Annotated in this window: 17 protein-coding genes; 11 read left to right on the top strand and 6 right to left on the bottom strand. The window is 63.7% G+C overall.

Features of this window, described 5'->3' with window-relative positions; genetic code table 11:
• Nucleotides 1-169: 169 nt before the first annotated feature.
• On the top strand, nucleotides 170-658 hold the full coding sequence (locus tag WAO18_RS10830) for a homocitrate synthase (protein ID WP_422206279.1): 489 nt from the start codon (nucleotides 170-172) through the stop codon (nucleotides 656-658).
• Here the strand turns inward: WAO18_RS10830 and WAO18_RS10825 are convergent.
• On the bottom strand, nucleotides 655-2133 hold the full coding sequence (locus WAO18_RS10825; RefSeq protein ID WP_422206278.1) for a cytochrome P450: 1479 nt from the start codon (nucleotides 2131-2133) through the stop codon (nucleotides 655-657). The genes WAO18_RS10830 and WAO18_RS10825 overlap by 4 nt on opposite strands.
• A 147-nt stretch (nucleotides 2134-2280) precedes the next feature.
• On the opposite strand from WAO18_RS10825, the gene WAO18_RS10820 reads away from it, so the two are divergent.
• Both WAO18_RS10820 and WAO18_RS10815 read left to right on the top strand, forming a co-directional pair.
• Complete coding sequence (locus WAO18_RS10820) at nucleotides 2281-2937, top strand: TetR/AcrR family transcriptional regulator (RefSeq protein ID WP_422206282.1); 657 nt, start codon at nucleotides 2281-2283, stop codon at nucleotides 2935-2937.
• A 26-nt stretch (nucleotides 2938-2963) separates the two neighbouring features.
• A complete protein-coding gene (locus WAO18_RS10815; RefSeq protein WP_422206277.1) occupies nucleotides 2964-3827 on the top strand; it encodes an SDR family oxidoreductase in 864 nt (287 codons plus the stop codon).
• A gap of 1 nt (nucleotide 3828) precedes the next feature.
• Here the strand turns inward: WAO18_RS10815 and WAO18_RS10810 are convergent, their stop codons facing one another.
• Together WAO18_RS10810 and WAO18_RS10805 are read right to left on the bottom strand one after the other, a co-directional pair.
• Nucleotides 3829-4863 (bottom strand): DNA polymerase IV, encoded by a 1035-nt coding sequence (locus WAO18_RS10810; protein WP_422206276.1) that lies wholly within the window; start codon nucleotides 4861-4863, stop codon nucleotides 3829-3831.
• Nucleotides 4860-5423 (bottom strand): helix-turn-helix domain-containing protein, encoded by a 564-nt coding sequence (locus tag WAO18_RS10805; RefSeq protein WP_422206281.1) that lies wholly within the window; start codon nucleotides 5421-5423, stop codon nucleotides 4860-4862. Before WAO18_RS10805 ends, WAO18_RS10810 begins: the two co-directional genes overlap by 4 nt.
• Before the next feature lie 129 nt (nucleotides 5424-5552).
• Here WAO18_RS10805 and WAO18_RS10800 point away from each other — a divergent pair, with 129 nt between their 5' ends.
• From WAO18_RS10800 to WAO18_RS10775, 6 genes are all read left to right on the top strand, one after another.
• Nucleotides 5553-6110: an NAD(P)H-dependent oxidoreductase gene (locus WAO18_RS10800; RefSeq protein WP_422206274.1), complete on the top strand. Its 558-nt coding sequence runs from the start codon at nucleotides 5553-5555 to the stop codon at nucleotides 6108-6110.
• A gap of 426 nt (nucleotides 6111-6536) precedes the next feature.
• Complete coding sequence (locus tag WAO18_RS10795) at nucleotides 6537-6776, top strand: redoxin NrdH (RefSeq protein WP_325692705.1); 240 nt, start codon at nucleotides 6537-6539, stop codon at nucleotides 6774-6776.
• A gap of 40 nt (nucleotides 6777-6816) precedes the next feature.
• Nucleotides 6817-7263 carry a class Ib ribonucleoside-diphosphate reductase assembly flavoprotein NrdI gene (nrdI, locus tag WAO18_RS10790; RefSeq protein WP_422206272.1) on the top strand — a complete coding sequence of 149 codons (447 nt, stop codon included), beginning with the start codon at nucleotides 6817-6819 and terminating at the stop codon, nucleotides 7261-7263.
• A gap of 17 nt (nucleotides 7264-7280) precedes the next feature.
• Nucleotides 7281-9398, top strand: coding sequence for a class 1b ribonucleoside-diphosphate reductase subunit alpha (gene nrdE, locus WAO18_RS10785; protein ID WP_422206280.1), 2118 nt, complete (start codon nucleotides 7281-7283; stop codon nucleotides 9396-9398).
• 60 nt (nucleotides 9399-9458) lie between these two features.
• On the top strand, nucleotides 9459-10208 hold the full coding sequence (locus WAO18_RS10780; protein ID WP_422206270.1) for a TetR/AcrR family transcriptional regulator: 750 nt from the start codon (nucleotides 9459-9461) through the stop codon (nucleotides 10206-10208).
• 50 nt (nucleotides 10209-10258) lie between these two features.
• A complete protein-coding gene (locus WAO18_RS10775; protein WP_422206268.1) occupies nucleotides 10259-11812 on the top strand; it encodes a flavin-containing monooxygenase in 1554 nt (517 codons plus the stop codon).
• Here WAO18_RS10775 and WAO18_RS10770 read toward each other — a convergent pair.
• The 3 genes from WAO18_RS10770 to WAO18_RS10760 all read right to left on the bottom strand — a co-directional run bounded on the left by WAO18_RS10770 (nucleotide 11802) and on the right by WAO18_RS10760 (nucleotide 13463).
• Complete coding sequence (locus tag WAO18_RS10770) at nucleotides 11802-12329, bottom strand: TetR/AcrR family transcriptional regulator (RefSeq protein WP_422206266.1); 528 nt, start codon at nucleotides 12327-12329, stop codon at nucleotides 11802-11804. The two genes, WAO18_RS10775 and WAO18_RS10770, sit on opposite strands and share 11 nt — an antisense overlap.
• The gene (locus WAO18_RS10765) at nucleotides 12313-12759 is read right to left on the bottom strand and encodes an SRPBCC family protein (protein WP_422206264.1); all 447 of its coding nucleotides are present in this window, start codon (nucleotides 12757-12759) and stop codon (nucleotides 12313-12315) included. The genes WAO18_RS10770 and WAO18_RS10765 overlap by 17 nt, the downstream gene beginning before the upstream one ends.
• Nucleotides 12760-12878: 119 nt before the next feature.
• Nucleotides 12879-13463, bottom strand: coding sequence for a TetR/AcrR family transcriptional regulator (locus tag WAO18_RS10760; protein ID WP_422206262.1), 585 nt, complete (start codon nucleotides 13461-13463; stop codon nucleotides 12879-12881).
• 81 nt (nucleotides 13464-13544) lie between these two features.
• Between WAO18_RS10760 and WAO18_RS10755 the strand changes: the two genes are divergently transcribed.
• Nucleotides 13545-14414: an SDR family NAD(P)-dependent oxidoreductase gene (locus tag WAO18_RS10755; RefSeq protein WP_422206260.1), complete on the top strand. Its 870-nt coding sequence runs from the start codon at nucleotides 13545-13547 to the stop codon at nucleotides 14412-14414.
• A gap of 120 nt (nucleotides 14415-14534) precedes the next feature.
• Nucleotides 14535-15509, top strand: a complete 975-nt coding sequence (gene nrdF, locus WAO18_RS10750) for a class 1b ribonucleoside-diphosphate reductase subunit beta (protein ID WP_422206258.1) — start codon at nucleotides 14535-14537, stop codon at nucleotides 15507-15509.
• The last annotated feature ends 116 nt before the right edge of the window (nucleotides 15510-15625 follow it).

The raw sequence follows: 15625 nt of genomic DNA, 5'->3' as shown, positions 1-15625 counted from the left end.
GATAAATGAAGTTGCACCCTCGGCTCATCAGCGTCTACGCTCGGCGATCGTGCAACATCTTCTCGTAGTAGCCAGCACCCGCAGCGGGGTCTGATCCAGACCGACCCCCCGCTGTGGGTCGGAAGCTGCTACCCGTCGGTCACTCCTTCAGACCAGAGAAGACCGGCACATGACAATCACCTTCGCTCCACCCGAATCGTCGACAGTCAAATTCGACGGCCTTTCGCTTCCACGAGGGCTTCGGGAAGACGCCGACACCATGTCGTGGAGCACCTTCACCGCCACCTACGCGCCCAGTGCCGGGCCGCTGCGCCTGGGCAACTGGGTGTGCCTCGACAGCGGACGTCCCGCCACTCGGTTGGGGCCGCGGACATTTCAGGCCAGGCTGGCACTCGGCGACCGCATCGAAACCGCCACCGCCACCGCGAATGGCCCGGTCGCCGCGCTGACCGCGATGCTCTACGAGCACGGCGTCGCGGTCGAGATGCTGCGGTTTCACCAGTTGCAGTCCGACGACGCGACCGCGACCTTCATCCAGGGCACCGACGGCTGCCGGGCCGAATGGGCGATGGGCTGCTCGCAAGACCCGACGCAGTCCGCGCTATCGGCGGTGATCGCCTGCGCGAACCGTCTATACGGCGAGAACGGCTGCGGCTAGAGCGGGCGCAACACGATCGGCATGCCGTCCATCGGGATCGGCATGCCGCCGTAGTCCCATTTCGCCTGGTAGCCCGGGCGGGGCAACTCAAGCCGGTAGCGGCGCAGCAGCCGATGCAGGATCGTCTTGATCTCCAACTGCCCGAACGTCATTCCGATGCACTTGTGCGCGCCGCCGCCGAACGGCGTGAACGCGTAACGGTGCCGTTTGTGCTCGCTACGCGGCTCGGTGAACCGGTCGGGGTCGAATTTCAGCGGATCCGTCCAGAGCTCCGGCAGACGATGGTTCATTCCCGGGTATGCGATGACGTTGGTGCCCGCAGGCAGGTAGTGGCCCAGCAACTCGGTGTCGCGCACTGTCCGGCGCATCCCCCACTGCACCGGCGTCACCAGCCGAATCGCCTCGTTCATCACCAGATCAAGCGACTCCAGCTTCTCCAGCGACTCGATGTCCAGCGGACCGTCGCCGAGCCGATCGGATTCGTCGCGGCAGCGTTCCTGCCAGTCGGGGTTGGCGGCCAGGTGGTAGGCCATCGTCGTCGCGGTCGATGTCGAGGTGTCATGCGCGGCCATCATGAGGAAGATCATGTGGTTGACGATGTCCTCGTCGGAGAAACTGTTGCCGTCCTCATCCTCGGTGTGGCACAGGACGGTCAGCAGGTCGTTGCCCGCCTTGCCGCGGCGTTCCTTCACGCGGTCGCGGAAGTAGTTCTCGAGCAGCTCCCGGGCCTGCAGACCGCGCCACCAGGTAAACGGCGGCACGCCGGTGCGGATGATCGCGTTTCCGGCGCGGGTGGTGACCGTGAATGCCTTATTGACCTTGGTCACCAGCTCATGATCGGTGCCGGGCTCGTGACCCATGAACACCATCGACGCGATGTCGAGGGTGAGTTCCTTCATTGCCGGATAGAGCAGAAAACGCGGATCGTTGACCACCCAGTCGTCGGCGATGACCTGCGAGACGACCTGGTCCATCTGCTCGACATAGCCGACCAGCCGGGAGCGGACGAACGCCTCCTGCATGATCCGCCGATGGAACATGTGCTCCTCGAAATCGAGCAACATCAGGCCGCGGTTGAAGAACGGGCCGATCACCGGCACCCAGCCCTGCTGGGAGTAGTCCTTATTGCGATTGGAGTAGACGACCTGGGCTGCGTCGGGGCCCAGCGCGGCGACGCCAGGCAGCACCGGCGAGTCACCGAATATGACCGGACCCTTGGTCTGATACAGGAACAGCAGGTAATCCGGTCCGCCCCGCAGCATCTCGATGATGTGGCCCAGAACCGGCAGACCACGATCGCCCATCACCGGCTTGAGCCCGCTGCCCGCCGGCGGATCCGCAAGCTTCCGCGGCGCCCAGTCGTAGTTCAGCAGCCGCTGTTCGACGGCGGCCATGCCGGGAAAGTTGTTGAACGACGGGGTAAGCCGGCGTTTCGCCTGATCGAGTAGGTAACTCGGGGTGCTGATGGTCGCCATTGACACTCCTCTTCAGCGCCTGCGGCCAAGGCAGACCGGCACTGACCGGCTTTGTGGCAGGCGTCACCGACTGCTATCTTTCGATGAAACTTGACGGCTGTCAAGTTTCCTTTTGCGCGTGGCGTAGTGCAAGGTCAAAGAGTGCGTATTGAGCAGGGGGCCGACCAGGCGGCCGAGCAAGCCGCGGTTGTCCAGGTTCCGCGTCGTCGCGGTGACCGGCAGCGACAGGCCATCGTGCACGCGGTGCGCCAGCTGCTCGAGGAGAAGCCGTTCGCGCAGTTGTCGGTGAGCACCATCAGCGATCGCGCCGGCGTGGCCCGATCCGGGTTCTACTTTTACTTTGACTCCAAATACGCCGTGCTGGCGCAGATCCTCGCCGACGCGACACAGGAACTCGAGGAGCTGACCGAGTACTTCGCACCGCGCGGCGTCGACGAATCGCCGGCGGCGTTCGCCAAGCGGATGGTCGGAAGCGCAGCGGCGGTCTACGCCCACAACGACCCGGTGATGTCGGCGTGCAATGCCGCGCGCAACACCGACGCGGAGATCCGCGACCTGCTCGACCAACAGGTCGAGGGCGTGGTCAGACAGATCATCGGCATCGTCCAAGACGAGCTGCGGGCCGGTACCGCCCACCCGATCAGCGACGACATCCCGACGCTGGTGCGCACGCTGTCGGTCACCACGGCCCAAATGCTGTCCGGCGACACCGCTTACCTCGGTGACGGAGACGTGCAGCGCGGCGTGCGGGTGCTCGAAGCTCTGTGGCTCAACGCGCTGTGGGGCGGCACGGTCAAGGCATAGCGTTACCACCGGTATCGTCCTTGCCCATGGCGAAGAAGAGGTTCGCGGGTAAACGGTGCTTGGTCACCGGTGCGGCCAGTGGCATCGGCCGGGCGACCGCATTAAGGCTCGCCGGCCACGGTGCTGAGCTGTACCTCACCGACCGCAACGCCGACGGTCTGGCAGAGACCGTCGAGGAAGTTCGCGCGCTGGGGGCACAGGTTCCCGAGTACCGGGCGCTGGACATCTCGAACTACGACGAAGTCGCATCATTCGCCGAGGCGATCCACGCCAATCATCCGAGCATGGACATCGTGATGAACATCGCCGGGGTGTCGGCCTGGGGGACCGTCGACCGGCTGACGCACGAGCAGTGGACCAACATGATCTCGATCAACCTGATGGGGCCGATCCACGTCATCGAGAACTTCCTGCCCCCGATGGTGGCCGCCCGCAATGGCGGAAATCTGGTCAACGTGTCCTCGGCGGCGGGGCTGATTGGATTGCCTTGGCACGCCGCCTACAGCGCAAGCAAATTCGGGCTACGCGGGCTCTCCGAGGTGCTGCGGTTCGACCTGGCCCGCTACCGGATCGGGGTGTCGGTGGTGGTTCCGGGCGCGGTGCGGACCCCGCTGGTCAACACCGTCGAGATCGCCGGCGTCGACCGCGACGACCCGGAGGTGAGCCGCTGGGTCGACCGGTTCAGCGGGCACGCGGTGTCACCGGAGAAAGCCGCGGACAAGATACTGGCCGGCGTTGCCAGAAATCGGTTCCTGATCTACACCTCGGCGGACATCCGTGCGTTGTACGCGTTCAAACGCGTTGCCTGGTGGCCTTATAGCGTCGCGATGCGGCAAGTCAACGCGGTGTTCTCCCGCGCACTCAAACCCGCGCCGGTCGTACCGCGGTGAGCTAATCCGGCATCTGCAATTCCAGCCGGACCCCGAGCAGTCGCACTGGGCGGTCTAATTCGAACAGATTCAGTACCCGAAGTGCGGCCGCGACGATCACGTCGGCGTCAGTCGTAGCCTCGTCGAGTTTGCGGATCTTCGTTCGGGTGTAGAACGTGGCGGTGCGCACGGTGACCGCAACCCGCGTGACAATGCGCGCCGCAGCCACCACTTCGTCGAGCGCGCGCTTTGCCAATTCGATTATCGCTGAGTCCATTTCGCCTCGATCGGTGAGATCGTGCGGAAAGGTGATGACATGGCTGCGCGAGCGGGGTACCCAAGGCTCGGAGCTGACCGTGTCGTCGCCACCGCCGTTGGCCAGCAGCAACAACCACAGCCCGGTCCGTGGGCCGAACGTCGATGTCAGCAGCTCGGCGTCGGTATGGGCTAACTGCCATACCGTCGTGATATCAAGAGCAGCAAGCTTTTTCGCCGTCTTAGGCCCGACGCCCCACAACGCGTCCACCGGGCGTTCGCCCATCACGGTCATCCAGTTCGACTCGGTCAGCGTGTAGACGCCGGCCGGTTTCGCGAATCCGGTGGCGACCTTGGCGCGCTGTTTGTTGTCGCTGATGCCCACCGAGCAGGACAGGCCGGTTGCCGAGGCGACGACCGTGCGGATCTGTTCGGCGAGCTCGGCAGGGTCGTCGACGTCAGCACCGAGATATGCCTCATCCCAGCCCCACACCTCCACCGGATGGCCCAGGTCGCGCAGCAATGCCATCACCTGTTCGGAAGCCGCGTCATACGCCGTGGGATCCGACGGCAAGAAGGTGGCGTCCGGGCATCGCCGGGCAGCGGTGCGCAACGGCATCCCCGCGTGCACGCCGAATTCGCGGGCTTCGTACGACGCGCAGGTGACGACTTTGCGGGCTTCGGCTGGATCGCCGTTTCCCCCGACGATGACCGGCAACCCGACCAATTCGGGATGACGCCCCAGTTCGACGGAGGCCAGGAACTGGTCGAGGTCGACGTGCAGAATCCAGCGCGGTCTCATCTTCCGCAAAGCTTGCGCGCCAGGCTTTCCCAGGCATCGCCCAGCGCCGGCAGCGATTGATCGCGTTCGGTGAGTTGATGTTCGACGTAGTCCGCTTCCAGCAAGGCGAGCAGGGCGTCGGTCTGGCTGTCGAGGTCGCCGGTGGTGCCGCCCGAAGACAGCAGCATCCGGACATGCGTGCGCAGCACCATTGCCGGGGCGCCGTAGCGTGACTGCGGAGCGCGATTGGCGGCCGCCAACAACTCGTGGTGGGTGTGCGCGAAACGCAGGCGGGCGCGCCCGAAGGCCACCAGTCGATCCAGCGGCGGCGCGTCGGGGCCCAGCGGCGGAGGACCAAACATGAACGCTTGCTGGTTGATCCGCTCGTCCTCGTCGAGCAGCACCATCATCAAGCCGGCCCGGCTGCCGAACCGCCGGAACACCGTGCCTTTGCCGACGCCGGCGGCCGCGGCGATGTCGTCCATAGTGACCGCGTCGGCGCCGCGCTCGGCTATCAGCCGCCGCGCCGCTTCCAGTAACACGGCACGATTGCGCGCGGCGTCACCGCGTTCTTGCGGCATGGAAACGGGCAGGTCGCGGACCGGGTCGGCGGCGCTCACGAAATAACTGTAGCGTCACCGGAACAAGGCGGACCAGGGTCCGGTTACATCGTGCGAGGATGTAAACCACCTACTGAAGGAAAGAGGGTCATGGCGGAGACCAAGGTGTTAGCGCTGGTCGGAAGCTTGCGCGCAGCGTCGATCAATCGCCAGATCGCCGAGTTGGCTACCGAGGTGGCCCCGGACGGCGTGGTTGTCACGATTTTTGAAGGGCTTGGCGACTTGCCGTTCTACAACGAAGAGATCGACGACGCCATGAACGCCGAGGCCGCGCCGCTAGCGCCAGTGGCCGCGTTGCGCGCGGCGGCTGCCGAAGCCGAGGCGGCGCTGGTGGTCACCCCGGAATACAACGGGAGCTACCCGGCCGTCATCAAGAACGCGATCGACTGGTTGTCTCGGCCGTTCGGAGACAGCGCGCTCAAGGGCAAACCGCTGGCCGTGATCGGGGGATCGTTCGGCCAGTACGGCGGGGTGTGGGCGCACGACGACACGCGCAAGTCGTTCGGGCTTGCCGGAGCCCGGGTGGTCGACGCGATCAAACTGTCGGTTCCGTTCAAAACGCTGAATGGTCAGCACCCGCGCGAGCACGCCGAGGTGGCCGCCAACGTGCGCGATGCGGTCGGCAAGCTGGCCGCCGAAGTCAGCTGATTTTCTGACGCCCCCCAGCGGTCATCGGCCGCTGGGGGCTTTGCTGGACGGATGCGGACGGCGTGTGTTGTCGGACCCGGGTGGTAAACCTGTTTGTACACCGCCGCGAGACGAATCTGTGATCTGCGACACGCCGAAGACACTCCGACGGTAGGGCTTACGACCAGGGAATTTCATGAATGTCTTTCAGAACATCTTGTATCCCTACCTATCGCCACCCACTAGGTGTAGTGTTTCGGACACCGACAGACCCCAGGTTTACCTGGTCAACCGGGAAGCGCCGACCGGCCTCATACGCCGACTGACGCAGATCGGCGAGATGGGAATTCTGTGGCGCGGCGGTCTGCTGAATAGCAGTACAGATGCAGTAACCAAAGAGTTGCCAGTCCGTGTCTGGTCCCACCGTCGACAGAGGAGTCGTCGCCCATGAGCGTCACCGTTTACACCAAGCCGGCCTGCGTGCAGTGCAACGCCACCTACAAGGCGCTGGACAAGCAGGGCATCGCCTACGAGAAGGTCGACATCAGCCTCGACTCCGAGGCCCGCGATTACGTCATGGCGCTCGGATACCTGCAGGCGCCCGTCGTGGTGGCCGGAAATGAGCACTGGTCGGGCTTCCGTCCGGATCGGATCAAAGGGCTCGCCGGCGCCGTACTGAGCGCGTAACCGGCCAGACGGCGCAGTAGAACTTAAGGAGGGGATCGCCGTGCCGTCCTCCAGTCTTGTCTACTTCTCCAGCGTCTCGGAGAACACGCACCGCTTCGTACAGAAGCTGGGTATCCCGGCAACGCGGATACCGCTGCACGAACGTATCGAGGTAGATCAGCCCTATGTGCTGGTGCTGCCGACCTACGGGGGCGGCAGGGCGACTCCGGACATCAATGACGGTGGCTACGTTCCCAAGCAGGTCATCGCATTTCTGAATAACGAAAACAACCGGTCGTTGATCCGCGGCGTCATCGCCGCGGGCAACAACAACTTCGGTGCAGAGTTCGCCTACGCGGGGGACGTGGTGTCCCGCAAGTGTGGCGTTCCCTACCTATATCGCTTCGAACTGATGGGAACCCCGGACGACGTGGATGCCGTCCGCGCCGGTCTCGCTGACTTTTGGAAGGAACAGACGTGCCAACAACCGTCGCTACAGAGCCTGTAACCTCCGGCACGCACGCGTTGCCCGATGAGACGGACTATCACGCGCTGAACGCGATGCTGAATCTGTACGACGCCGACGGCAAGATTCAGTTCGAGAAGGACCGCGAAGCGGCGCATCAGTACTTCCTGCAGCACGTCAATCAGAACACGGTGTTCTTCCACAATCAGGACGAGAAGCTCGACTACCTGATCAAGGAGAACTACTACGAGCGCGACGTTCTCGACCGGTACTCCCGCAACTTCGTCAAGACGCTGCTGGATCGCGCCTACGCCAAGAAGTTTCGGTTCCCGACCTTTCTCGGCGCGTTCAAGTACTACACCTCGTACACCCTGAAGACTTTCGACGGCAAGCGGTATCTGGAGCGCTTCGAAGACCGGGTCGTAATGGTCTCGCTGACGCTGGCCGCCGGGGACACCGGGCTGGCCGAGAAGCTGGTCGACGAGATCATCGACGGCCGCTTCCAGCCGGCCACGCCGACGTTCCTCAATTCGGGCAAGATGCAGCGCGGTGAGCCGGTGAGCTGCTTCCTGCTGCGCATCGAAGACAACATGGAGTCGATCGGCCGCTCGATCAACTCCGCGCTGCAGCTGTCCAAGCGGGGCGGGGGAGTCGCGTTGTTGCTGAGCAACATTCGCGAGCACGGCGCACCGATCAAGAACATCGAAAACCAGTCATCGGGCGTCATCCCGATCATGAAGCTGCTCGAGGACTCGTTCTCCTACGCCAACCAACTGGGAGCGCGCCAAGGCGCCGGTGCGGTGTATCTGCAAGCCCACCACCCCGACATTTACCGATTCCTGGACACCAAGCGGGAGAACGCCGACGAGAAGATCCGGATCAAGACGCTGAGCTTGGGCGTGGTAATCCCGGACATCACGTTTGAGTTGGCCAAGAACAACGAGGACATGTATCTGTTCTCGCCGTACGACGTCGAGCGCGTCTACGGTGTTCCCTTCGCCGACATCTCGGTCACCGAGAAGTACTACGAGATGGTCGACGACGCGCGGATCCGCAAGACCAAGATCAAGGCGCGGGAGTTCTTCCAGACGCTGGCCGAGCTGCAATTCGAGTCGGGCTACCCGTACATCATGTTCGAGGACACGGTGAACCGGGCCAACCCGATCGAGGGCAAGATCACCCACTCCAACCTTTGCTCGGAGATCCTGCAGGTCTCCACGCCGTCGCTGTTCAACGACGACTTGTCGTATTCCAAAGTGGGCAAAGATATTTCGTGCAACCTGGGTTCACTGAACATCGCCAAGACGATGGACTCGCCGGACTTCGCTCAGAGCATCGAGGTGGCGATCCGTGCGCTGACCGCGGTGAGCGACCAGACCCACATCTGGTCGGTGCCCTCGATCGAGCAGGGCAACAACGACTCGCACGCGATCGGACTCGGGCAGATGAACCTGCACGGCTACCTGGCCCGCGAAAGCATCTTCTACGGGTCCGAAGAGGGCATCGACTTCACCAACATCTACTTCTACACGGTGCTCTATCACGCGCTGCGCGCCTCGAATCGCATTGCGATCGAACGGGGTTCGCACTTCAAGGGCTTCGAGAATTCGAAGTACGCATCCGGTGAGTTCTTCGACAAGTACACCGAGCAGGCCTGGGAGCCCGAGACTGACAAGGTGCGTCAGCTCTTCGCTGATGCCGGTATCCGCATCCCGAACCAGGACGACTGGAAGCGACTGAAGGAGTCGGTGCAGGCGCACGGTATCTACAACCAGAACCTGCAGGCGGTGCCGCCGACCGGATCGATCTCCTACATCAACCACTCGACATCGTCGATCCACCCGGTGGCGTCCAAGATCGAGATCCGCAAGGAAGGCAAGATCGGTCGGGCCTACTACCCGGCGCCGTATCTGACCAACGACAACCTGGAGTACTACCAGGATGCCTACGAAATCGGATACGAGAAGATCATCGACACCTACGCCGCGGCCACTCAGCATGTGGACCAAGGGCTCTCGCTGACACTGTTCTTCAAAGACACCGCGACCACCCGCGACGTGAACAAGGCGCAGATTTACGCGTGGCGCAAAGGTATCAAGACGCTGTATTACATCCGGCTGCGGCAGATGGCGCTGGAAGGCACCGAAGTCGAGGGTTGCGTGTCCTGCATGCTGTGACGACGGGTCCGATGGCAGGTCTGCCCAGGTCAGCGACCGCGCCGGGGTATGGTGCTTGACGTGGTCAGAATTCCCCGGCCCCCGCTACCGCACGCCGGGCCAAAGCCTGGTGTGAAGGTCGACGCGCGCAGCGAGCGCTGGCGCGAGCACCGCAAGAAAGTGCGCGCGGAGATCGTGGAGGCGGCGTTTCGCGCCATCGACCGGCTGGGCCCCGACCTCAGCGTCCGCGAGATCGCCGAAGAGGCCGGCACCGCAAAGCCCAAGATCTACCGGCATTTCACCGACAAGTCCGATCTGTTTCAGGCGATCGGGGAACGCCTGCGCGACATGCTCTGGGCGGCGGTCTTCCCGTCGATCGACTTCGCCACCGACTCGGTTCGCGAAATCATCCACCGCAGCGCCGAGGAACACGTCAGCCTGGTCGACGAACATCCCAACGTGCTGCGCTTCTTCATCCAGGGCCGCTTCCCCGAGCAGTCGGAGTCGACGATGCGGACGGTGAACGAAGGCCGCGAGATCACCCTGGCGATGGCGGAGATGTTCAACAACGAGCTGCGCGAGATGAAGCTCGATCCCGCCGCTTTCGAGCTCGCGGCATTCGCCGCATATGGGTGCGCCGCGGCAGCCACCGATTGGTGGCTGGGTTCCGATGTCGACAGCCCCCGGCGGATGCCCCGTGAACAGTTCGTCGAGCACCTGACCACGATCACGTTGGGCGTCATCAGCGGCACCGCCGAGATGCTCGGCATCAAGCTCGACCCTGACCAGCCCATTCACGACGCGGTGCCGCACAACTCCGCTGCCAGCTAGTATCGGGCGGCGTTGATACCCTCGGTACTGGATATGGAGGAGGGGCGCAGATGAGCATCGCGGAGTCGACGACCCAATCGGATGCAACTGCTCCACCCGTACGCACCCGTACGGTCATCATCGGGACGGGTTTCGCCGGGCTCGGCATGGCCATCGCATTGCAGCGCCAGGACGTTGATTTCGTCATCTTGGAGAAGGCCGACGACGTCGGCGGCACCTGGCGGGACAACAGCTACCCCGGTTGCGCATGCGACGTGCCGTCGCACCTGTACTCGTTCTCGTTCGAGCCCAAGGCCACCTGGAGCAAGCTGTTCTCCCCGCAACCGGAAATCCTGGACTATCTCAAGGACGTTGCCGAGAAATACGGGCTGCGCCGTTACATCGAATTCGGCCAGAAGGTAAGCCGTGCGCACTGGGACGACAGCGAATATCGCTGGCATGTGTTCACCGAATCGGGGGAGGAGTACGTCGCTCAATTTCTGATCTCCGGCGCCGGGGCGCTGCACATTCCGCGGACGCCGGACATCGAAGGCATGGACGAATTCCGCGGTGCCGCTTTCCATTCCGCGCAGTGGGACCACAGCGTCGACTTGACCGGCAAGCGGGTCGCGATCATCGGCACCGGTGCCAGCGCGATCCAGATTGTGCCGGAGCTGGTCCGTCGCGATGCCGGCGTTGCCGAGGTGCAGCTGTACCAGCGCACCCCGCCCTGGGTGGTTCCGCGGCCGAACAGTCTGTTGCCCGACGCGGTGCGCAAAGCCTTCGCGACGGTGCCGGGTCTGAGATTGGCTGTGCGGTCAGGTATTTACTGGGGGCTCGAGGGACTCGGGTTCGCCATGACACAACGCCCGAGTTTGCTGCGTGCGGTCGAACTGGTTGGCAGGTTGAACATTCGCCGCAACGTGAAGGACAAAGAACTGCGTCGCCGGCTGACCCCGAAATATCGCGCCGGCTGCAAACGAATCCTCTACGCGGCCAACTACTATCAGGCGGTCGACAATCCTAAGACCACGCTGATCACCGACCGGATCAGTCGCATCACTCCCAACGGCATCGTCACCGGCGATGGCGTCGAGCATCCCGTCGATGTCATCGTGTACGCCACCGGGTTTCACACCACCGACTCCTACACCTTCGTCGACGTGAAAGGCCCGCGCGGCGAGGACCTGGTGGATCGCTGGAATCGCGAGGGAGTCGTGGCGCACCGTGGCATCGCCGTGGCCGACATGCCCAACCTGTTTTTCCTGCTCGGCCCGAACACCGGGCTGGGCCACACCTCGGTGGTCTTCATGATCGAGTCGCAGATCCACTACGTCGCCGAGGCGATCGCGGCCGTCGACAAGGCCGGAGCACAGGCGCTGGCGCCCAGCCGCACTGCCCAGGACCGGTCCAACACCGAACTGCAGAGCAAGCTGGCCGGCTCGGTGTGGAACACCGGTGGCTGCAGCAGTTGGTACCTGGACGAGCACGGCGTCAACCGGACGCTGTGGAGCGGGATGACCTGGCAGTACTGGCGGGAAACCCGCTCGCTCAAGCTCGCCGAGTACAAGTTCTTCGGAGTGGGCACCGGTTCGCCGGCCAAGGGCCGGGCAATCAGCGCCTGAGCAGATGCACGAACGCTTGGGCTGCGGCGTCGACGCCGGCCTCGTCGCCGGTAGCCACCAGGTCCAGTAACAAGCCCCGGATGACCGCCAGCCCGAGTCGCGCCGCGGCAGGTTCGGCCAGACCCTGGGTGAGGGACAGCCAGTCGTCGACCGCGCCCGGCACCATCCGGGCGAAGGGTCGTTCGCCGTTGGCGGCTCGCGAGTAGCACTCGAAGAAGAGGCCTTCGAACTGGCGCAGCTCGGGTCGTCGGACGTCGGCCCACATGGCGGCGAAATGTTCGGCCGGACTAGTGGGCAAATCGGCGACGACAGTCATCTGGCGGCGCTCGACCTCCTCGACGATGGCCACCAGCAGATCGTTGCGAGATCCGAAATGGTGCAACAACATTCGATGGCTGGTGCCGACCGCTTCGGCGACGTCACGTAGTGAGCGATCGCCGACGCCGCCGGCGGCGAACTCGTCGACGAGTTTCTCCAGCAGTTGTCGGCGCCTGCTTTGGTCAGGAGTGCGCGCCATCGGCGCGGTGCAGCTGCTCGGACCGGGCCTTGAGTCCCTGGGCTTCGAGCTCGAGGAATCGCTTGGTCTTCTTGAGCATCATTCGGCCGACCAAAGCGCCAAGCAGACCGCGCTGATCGAGTTGCTGGCGCACCAGGGTGCGGCCGCCCGGCTGGGCGATGACGTGGTGGCGAGCGCTCACGTTCACACCGGGTGAGCGTTGCACCCACGTCCAGGACAGGCCCGGGTCGAGCTCGGTGACCTTCCAGTCCAGCTTCGACATGCCGGGCTGCTTGATCGAGAATCGTTTGCCCACATCCAAATTGGCCCCGTCGCGTCCGACCAGCGAGGTGACCGATTCGGTCCATTCCGGCCAGTGCTCCACGTCGCTGAAGACGTCCCACACCAACTGTGCCGGGGCGTCGATTTCGATACTGTCTTCGGTAAACATGTACCAAATGGTACATAGTTGCTTCGGCTTTGAAAAGCGGGCTGTCCCACATCGCGCTGCGCAACGGTCGAGGACGGTCTGACCCACACCCCGCGGGACGTCGGACTGACTGACGCGGGCTACGTCGTGGTGGGCAGCAATGCGATCAACGAGTCGATCACGCGCTCCGCGTTGGTCTGCCATTTGTCCCACACGAAGTGGCTGCTCGATTCAAAACTTGCAGCGCCGTGCGCGGCAGTCAGCAGTAGGGCTCCGTAGTGTCTCGCACGTCGCCGGCCGACGATGCGGCCGACGAGGTCGAGGAAGAGGTCTTGGGTGCGTTCGGCTGCCCGCACGGCCTCGGTCGGGTCACCTGCCGGCGTGGTGAACATGAGGCGGTACAGATTCGGGCGGGTGCGGCCGATGGTGACCAGCGAGAGGAGCGCTGCGCGCAATGGCTTTTCCGATGAATCACTCTCGGCAGCAAGGTTTTCCAGTTCATCGCCTAGTTGAGTCATGGCGTTGGTGGCCAGGGCGGTGAGCAACGTTTCCTTGTTGGCGAAGTGGCGATACGGCGCTGAGCGCGATACGCCAGTGCGGGCGCCCACTTCGCGCAGCGTTACCGCGTCTGGCCCGCCAGCGTCGAGCAGCACCCCAGCCGCGTCGAGCAGGGCCTGCCGCGTGATTGCAGCCGTTTCTGATCGCGTCGCCACCGGCAGCAGCATAGGCCGTGAGGAGTTGGGTTGACAATGTCAACTCAACGCATCTAGGTTGAGCTGACACTGTCAACTGAACTGGAGTTGCCCATGACCGCCTCGAATTCGTCCGAGCTGATCGTCGTCACCGGCGCCTCGACCGGGATGGGTGCCGCCACCGCACGTGAGTTGGCGCGCAGGGGCTTTCACGTGCTGGCCGGCGTGCGGCGCGACGTCGACGCCGACGCGCTGCGTGGTGAGGGGATCGAGCCGCACATTCTGGACATCACCGTCGAGTCAGACGTGTCCGCCATCGCCGAACGCGTCGTGCGCGATCCGCAGGGGCTTGCGCTGCGGGCGCTGATCAACAATGCGGGAGTCGCGATCAACGCTCCGGTCGAAGTGCTGCCGATCGTCGAATGGCGTCGGCAGTTCGAGGTGAACCTGTTCGGACACGTCGCAATGATCCAGGCGCTCATGCCATCGCTACTGCGCAGTTCGGGAACCGTGGTCAACATCAGTTCGCTCGGCGGGAAGCTGGCATTGCCGACGTACCCGGCGTATGCCGGTTCCAAGTTCGCGCTGGAGGCACTCAGCGACTCGCTGCGTCGTGAGGTCAGCAGGTTAGGGGTCAAGGTCGTGGTCATCGAGCCGGGGGCGGTCAAGACCGCGATGGCCGAACGGGGAGTGGCCACCGCGGATCGGCTGAAAGACGGCATGACCGCCGATCAGCGCGAACGGTATGGCGAGCTGGTCGACGCCATGTCGAATCTGGCTCGATCGTTCGACAAGGACGGCGTTTCAGCCGAACACGCCGCGAAGGTGATCGCCAAGGCTGCGACCGCTTCTCGTCCGCGCACGCGGTACACCGTCGGGCGCGACGCCGCGGTCCTCGCGCGAGGGTCGCGGGTGGTATCCGATCGAGTCCTCGACCGCGTGGTGCGCCTGGTCCTTCGCCCGCACTTCAAGGCGGCCGCGTAAAAATCGCCGCGCGCGACACGCGAACACAAGGTCTTGTGTTCCGTCGCCATGTCGCACCCCAGGGGTAGTGTTTGTGATCTGAGCAACGTCGACTATCCGTCCTGGTGAAGTGGGGTTCTGGTGACCGATGGAATGAAGCTGATCGACCGCGTTTCCGCGATCAACTGGAACCGTCTGCAAGACGAGAAGGACGCCGAGGTTTGGGAACGGTTGACCGGCAATTTCTGGCTGCCGGAGAAGGTGCCGGTCTCCAACGACATCCCGTCGTGGGGGACGCTGACACCCAACGAGAAGCAGCTGACGATGCGGGTCTTCACCGGGCTGACGCTGCTGGACACCATCCAGGGCACGGTCGGCGCGGTCAGCCTGATTCCCGATGCGCTGACGCCGCACGAAGAAGCGGTCTACACCAACATCGCGTTCATGGAGTCGGTCCACGCCAAGAGCTACAGCTCGATCTTCTCGACGCTGTGCTCCACCACCGAGATCGACGAGGCATTCCGCTGGTCGGAAGAGAACCCGAACCTGCAGCGCAAGGCCGAGATCGTGATGGAGTACTACAAGGGCGACGAGCCGCTCAAGCGCAAGGTGGCCTCGACGCTGCTGGAGAGCTTTCTGTTCTACTCCGGGTTCTACCTGCCGATGTACTGGTCGAGCCGGGCCAAGCTGACCAACACCGCCGACCTGATCCGGCTGATCATCCGCGACGAGGCCGTGCACGGCTACTACATCGGCTACAAGTACCAGAAGGGTCTGGCGCTCGAGGACGCGGCTACGCAGGCCGCCCTCAAGGACTACACCTACGAGCTGCTTTTCGAGCTCTACGACAACGAGGTCGAGTACACCCAGGATCTCTACGACGAGGTCGGCCTCACCGAAGACGTCAAAAAGTTCTTGCGCTACAACGCCAATAAGGCGTTGATGAACCTCGGCTACGAGGCGCTGTTCCCGCGCGACGAGACCGACGTGAATCCCGCGATCCTGTCGGCACTGAGCCCCAACGCCGACGAGAACCACGACTTCTTCTCGGGTTCGGGTAGTTCTTATGTGATCGGCAAGGCCGTCAACACCGAAGACGAGGACTGGAACTTCTAACTCGGTATCACCCGGCGCTAGGCCTGGGGAGTGCTCGGCGCTTCCTCTGCCCTCTCGTGTGCCTCCTCCAGCACGGTGCGGCCGATGGCGGCGTATTCGTCGGGCTTGGCCCATCG

Source organism: Mycobacterium sp. (genome assembly GCF_049278535.1).
Taxonomy (GTDB): Bacteria; Actinomycetota; Actinomycetes; order Mycobacteriales; family Mycobacteriaceae; genus Mycobacterium.
This window is presented reverse-complemented; position numbering and strand designations above follow the sequence as displayed.

What these genes read in the sequence shown, in the direction of transcription:
- WAO18_RS10830 (WP_422206279.1), top strand. Translation starts at nt 170, where the DNA reads ATGACAATCACCTTCGCTCCACCCGAATCGTCGACAGTCAAATTCGAC.
- WAO18_RS10825 (WP_422206278.1), bottom strand. Translation starts at nt 2,133, where the DNA reads ATGGCGACCATCAGCACCCCGAGTTACCTACTCGATCAGGCGAAACGC.
- WAO18_RS10815 (WP_422206277.1), top strand. Translation starts at nt 2,964, where the DNA reads ATGGCGAAGAAGAGGTTCGCGGGTAAACGGTGCTTGGTCACCGGTGCG.
- WAO18_RS10810 (WP_422206276.1), bottom strand. Translation starts at nt 4,863, where the DNA reads ATGAGACCGCGCTGGATTCTGCACGTCGACCTCGACCAGTTCCTGGCC.
- WAO18_RS10805 (WP_422206281.1), bottom strand. Translation starts at nt 5,423, where the DNA reads ATGCCGCAAGAACGCGGTGACGCCGCGCGCAATCGTGCCGTGTTACTG.
- WAO18_RS10800 (WP_422206274.1), top strand. Translation starts at nt 5,553, where the DNA reads ATGGCGGAGACCAAGGTGTTAGCGCTGGTCGGAAGCTTGCGCGCAGCG.
- WAO18_RS10795 (WP_325692705.1), top strand. Translation starts at nt 6,537, where the DNA reads ATGAGCGTCACCGTTTACACCAAGCCGGCCTGCGTGCAGTGCAACGCC.
- WAO18_RS10775 (WP_422206268.1), top strand. Translation starts at nt 10,259, where the DNA reads ATGAGCATCGCGGAGTCGACGACCCAATCGGATGCAACTGCTCCACCC.
- WAO18_RS10770 (WP_422206266.1), bottom strand. Translation starts at nt 12,329, where the DNA reads ATGGCGCGCACTCCTGACCAAAGCAGGCGCCGACAACTGCTGGAGAAA.
- WAO18_RS10765 (WP_422206264.1), bottom strand. Translation starts at nt 12,759, where the DNA reads ATGTTTACCGAAGACAGTATCGAAATCGACGCCCCGGCACAGTTGGTG.
- WAO18_RS10760 (WP_422206262.1), bottom strand. Translation starts at nt 13,463, where the DNA reads ATGCTGCTGCCGGTGGCGACGCGATCAGAAACGGCTGCAATCACGCGG.
- WAO18_RS10755 (WP_422206260.1), top strand. Translation starts at nt 13,545, where the DNA reads ATGACCGCCTCGAATTCGTCCGAGCTGATCGTCGTCACCGGCGCCTCG.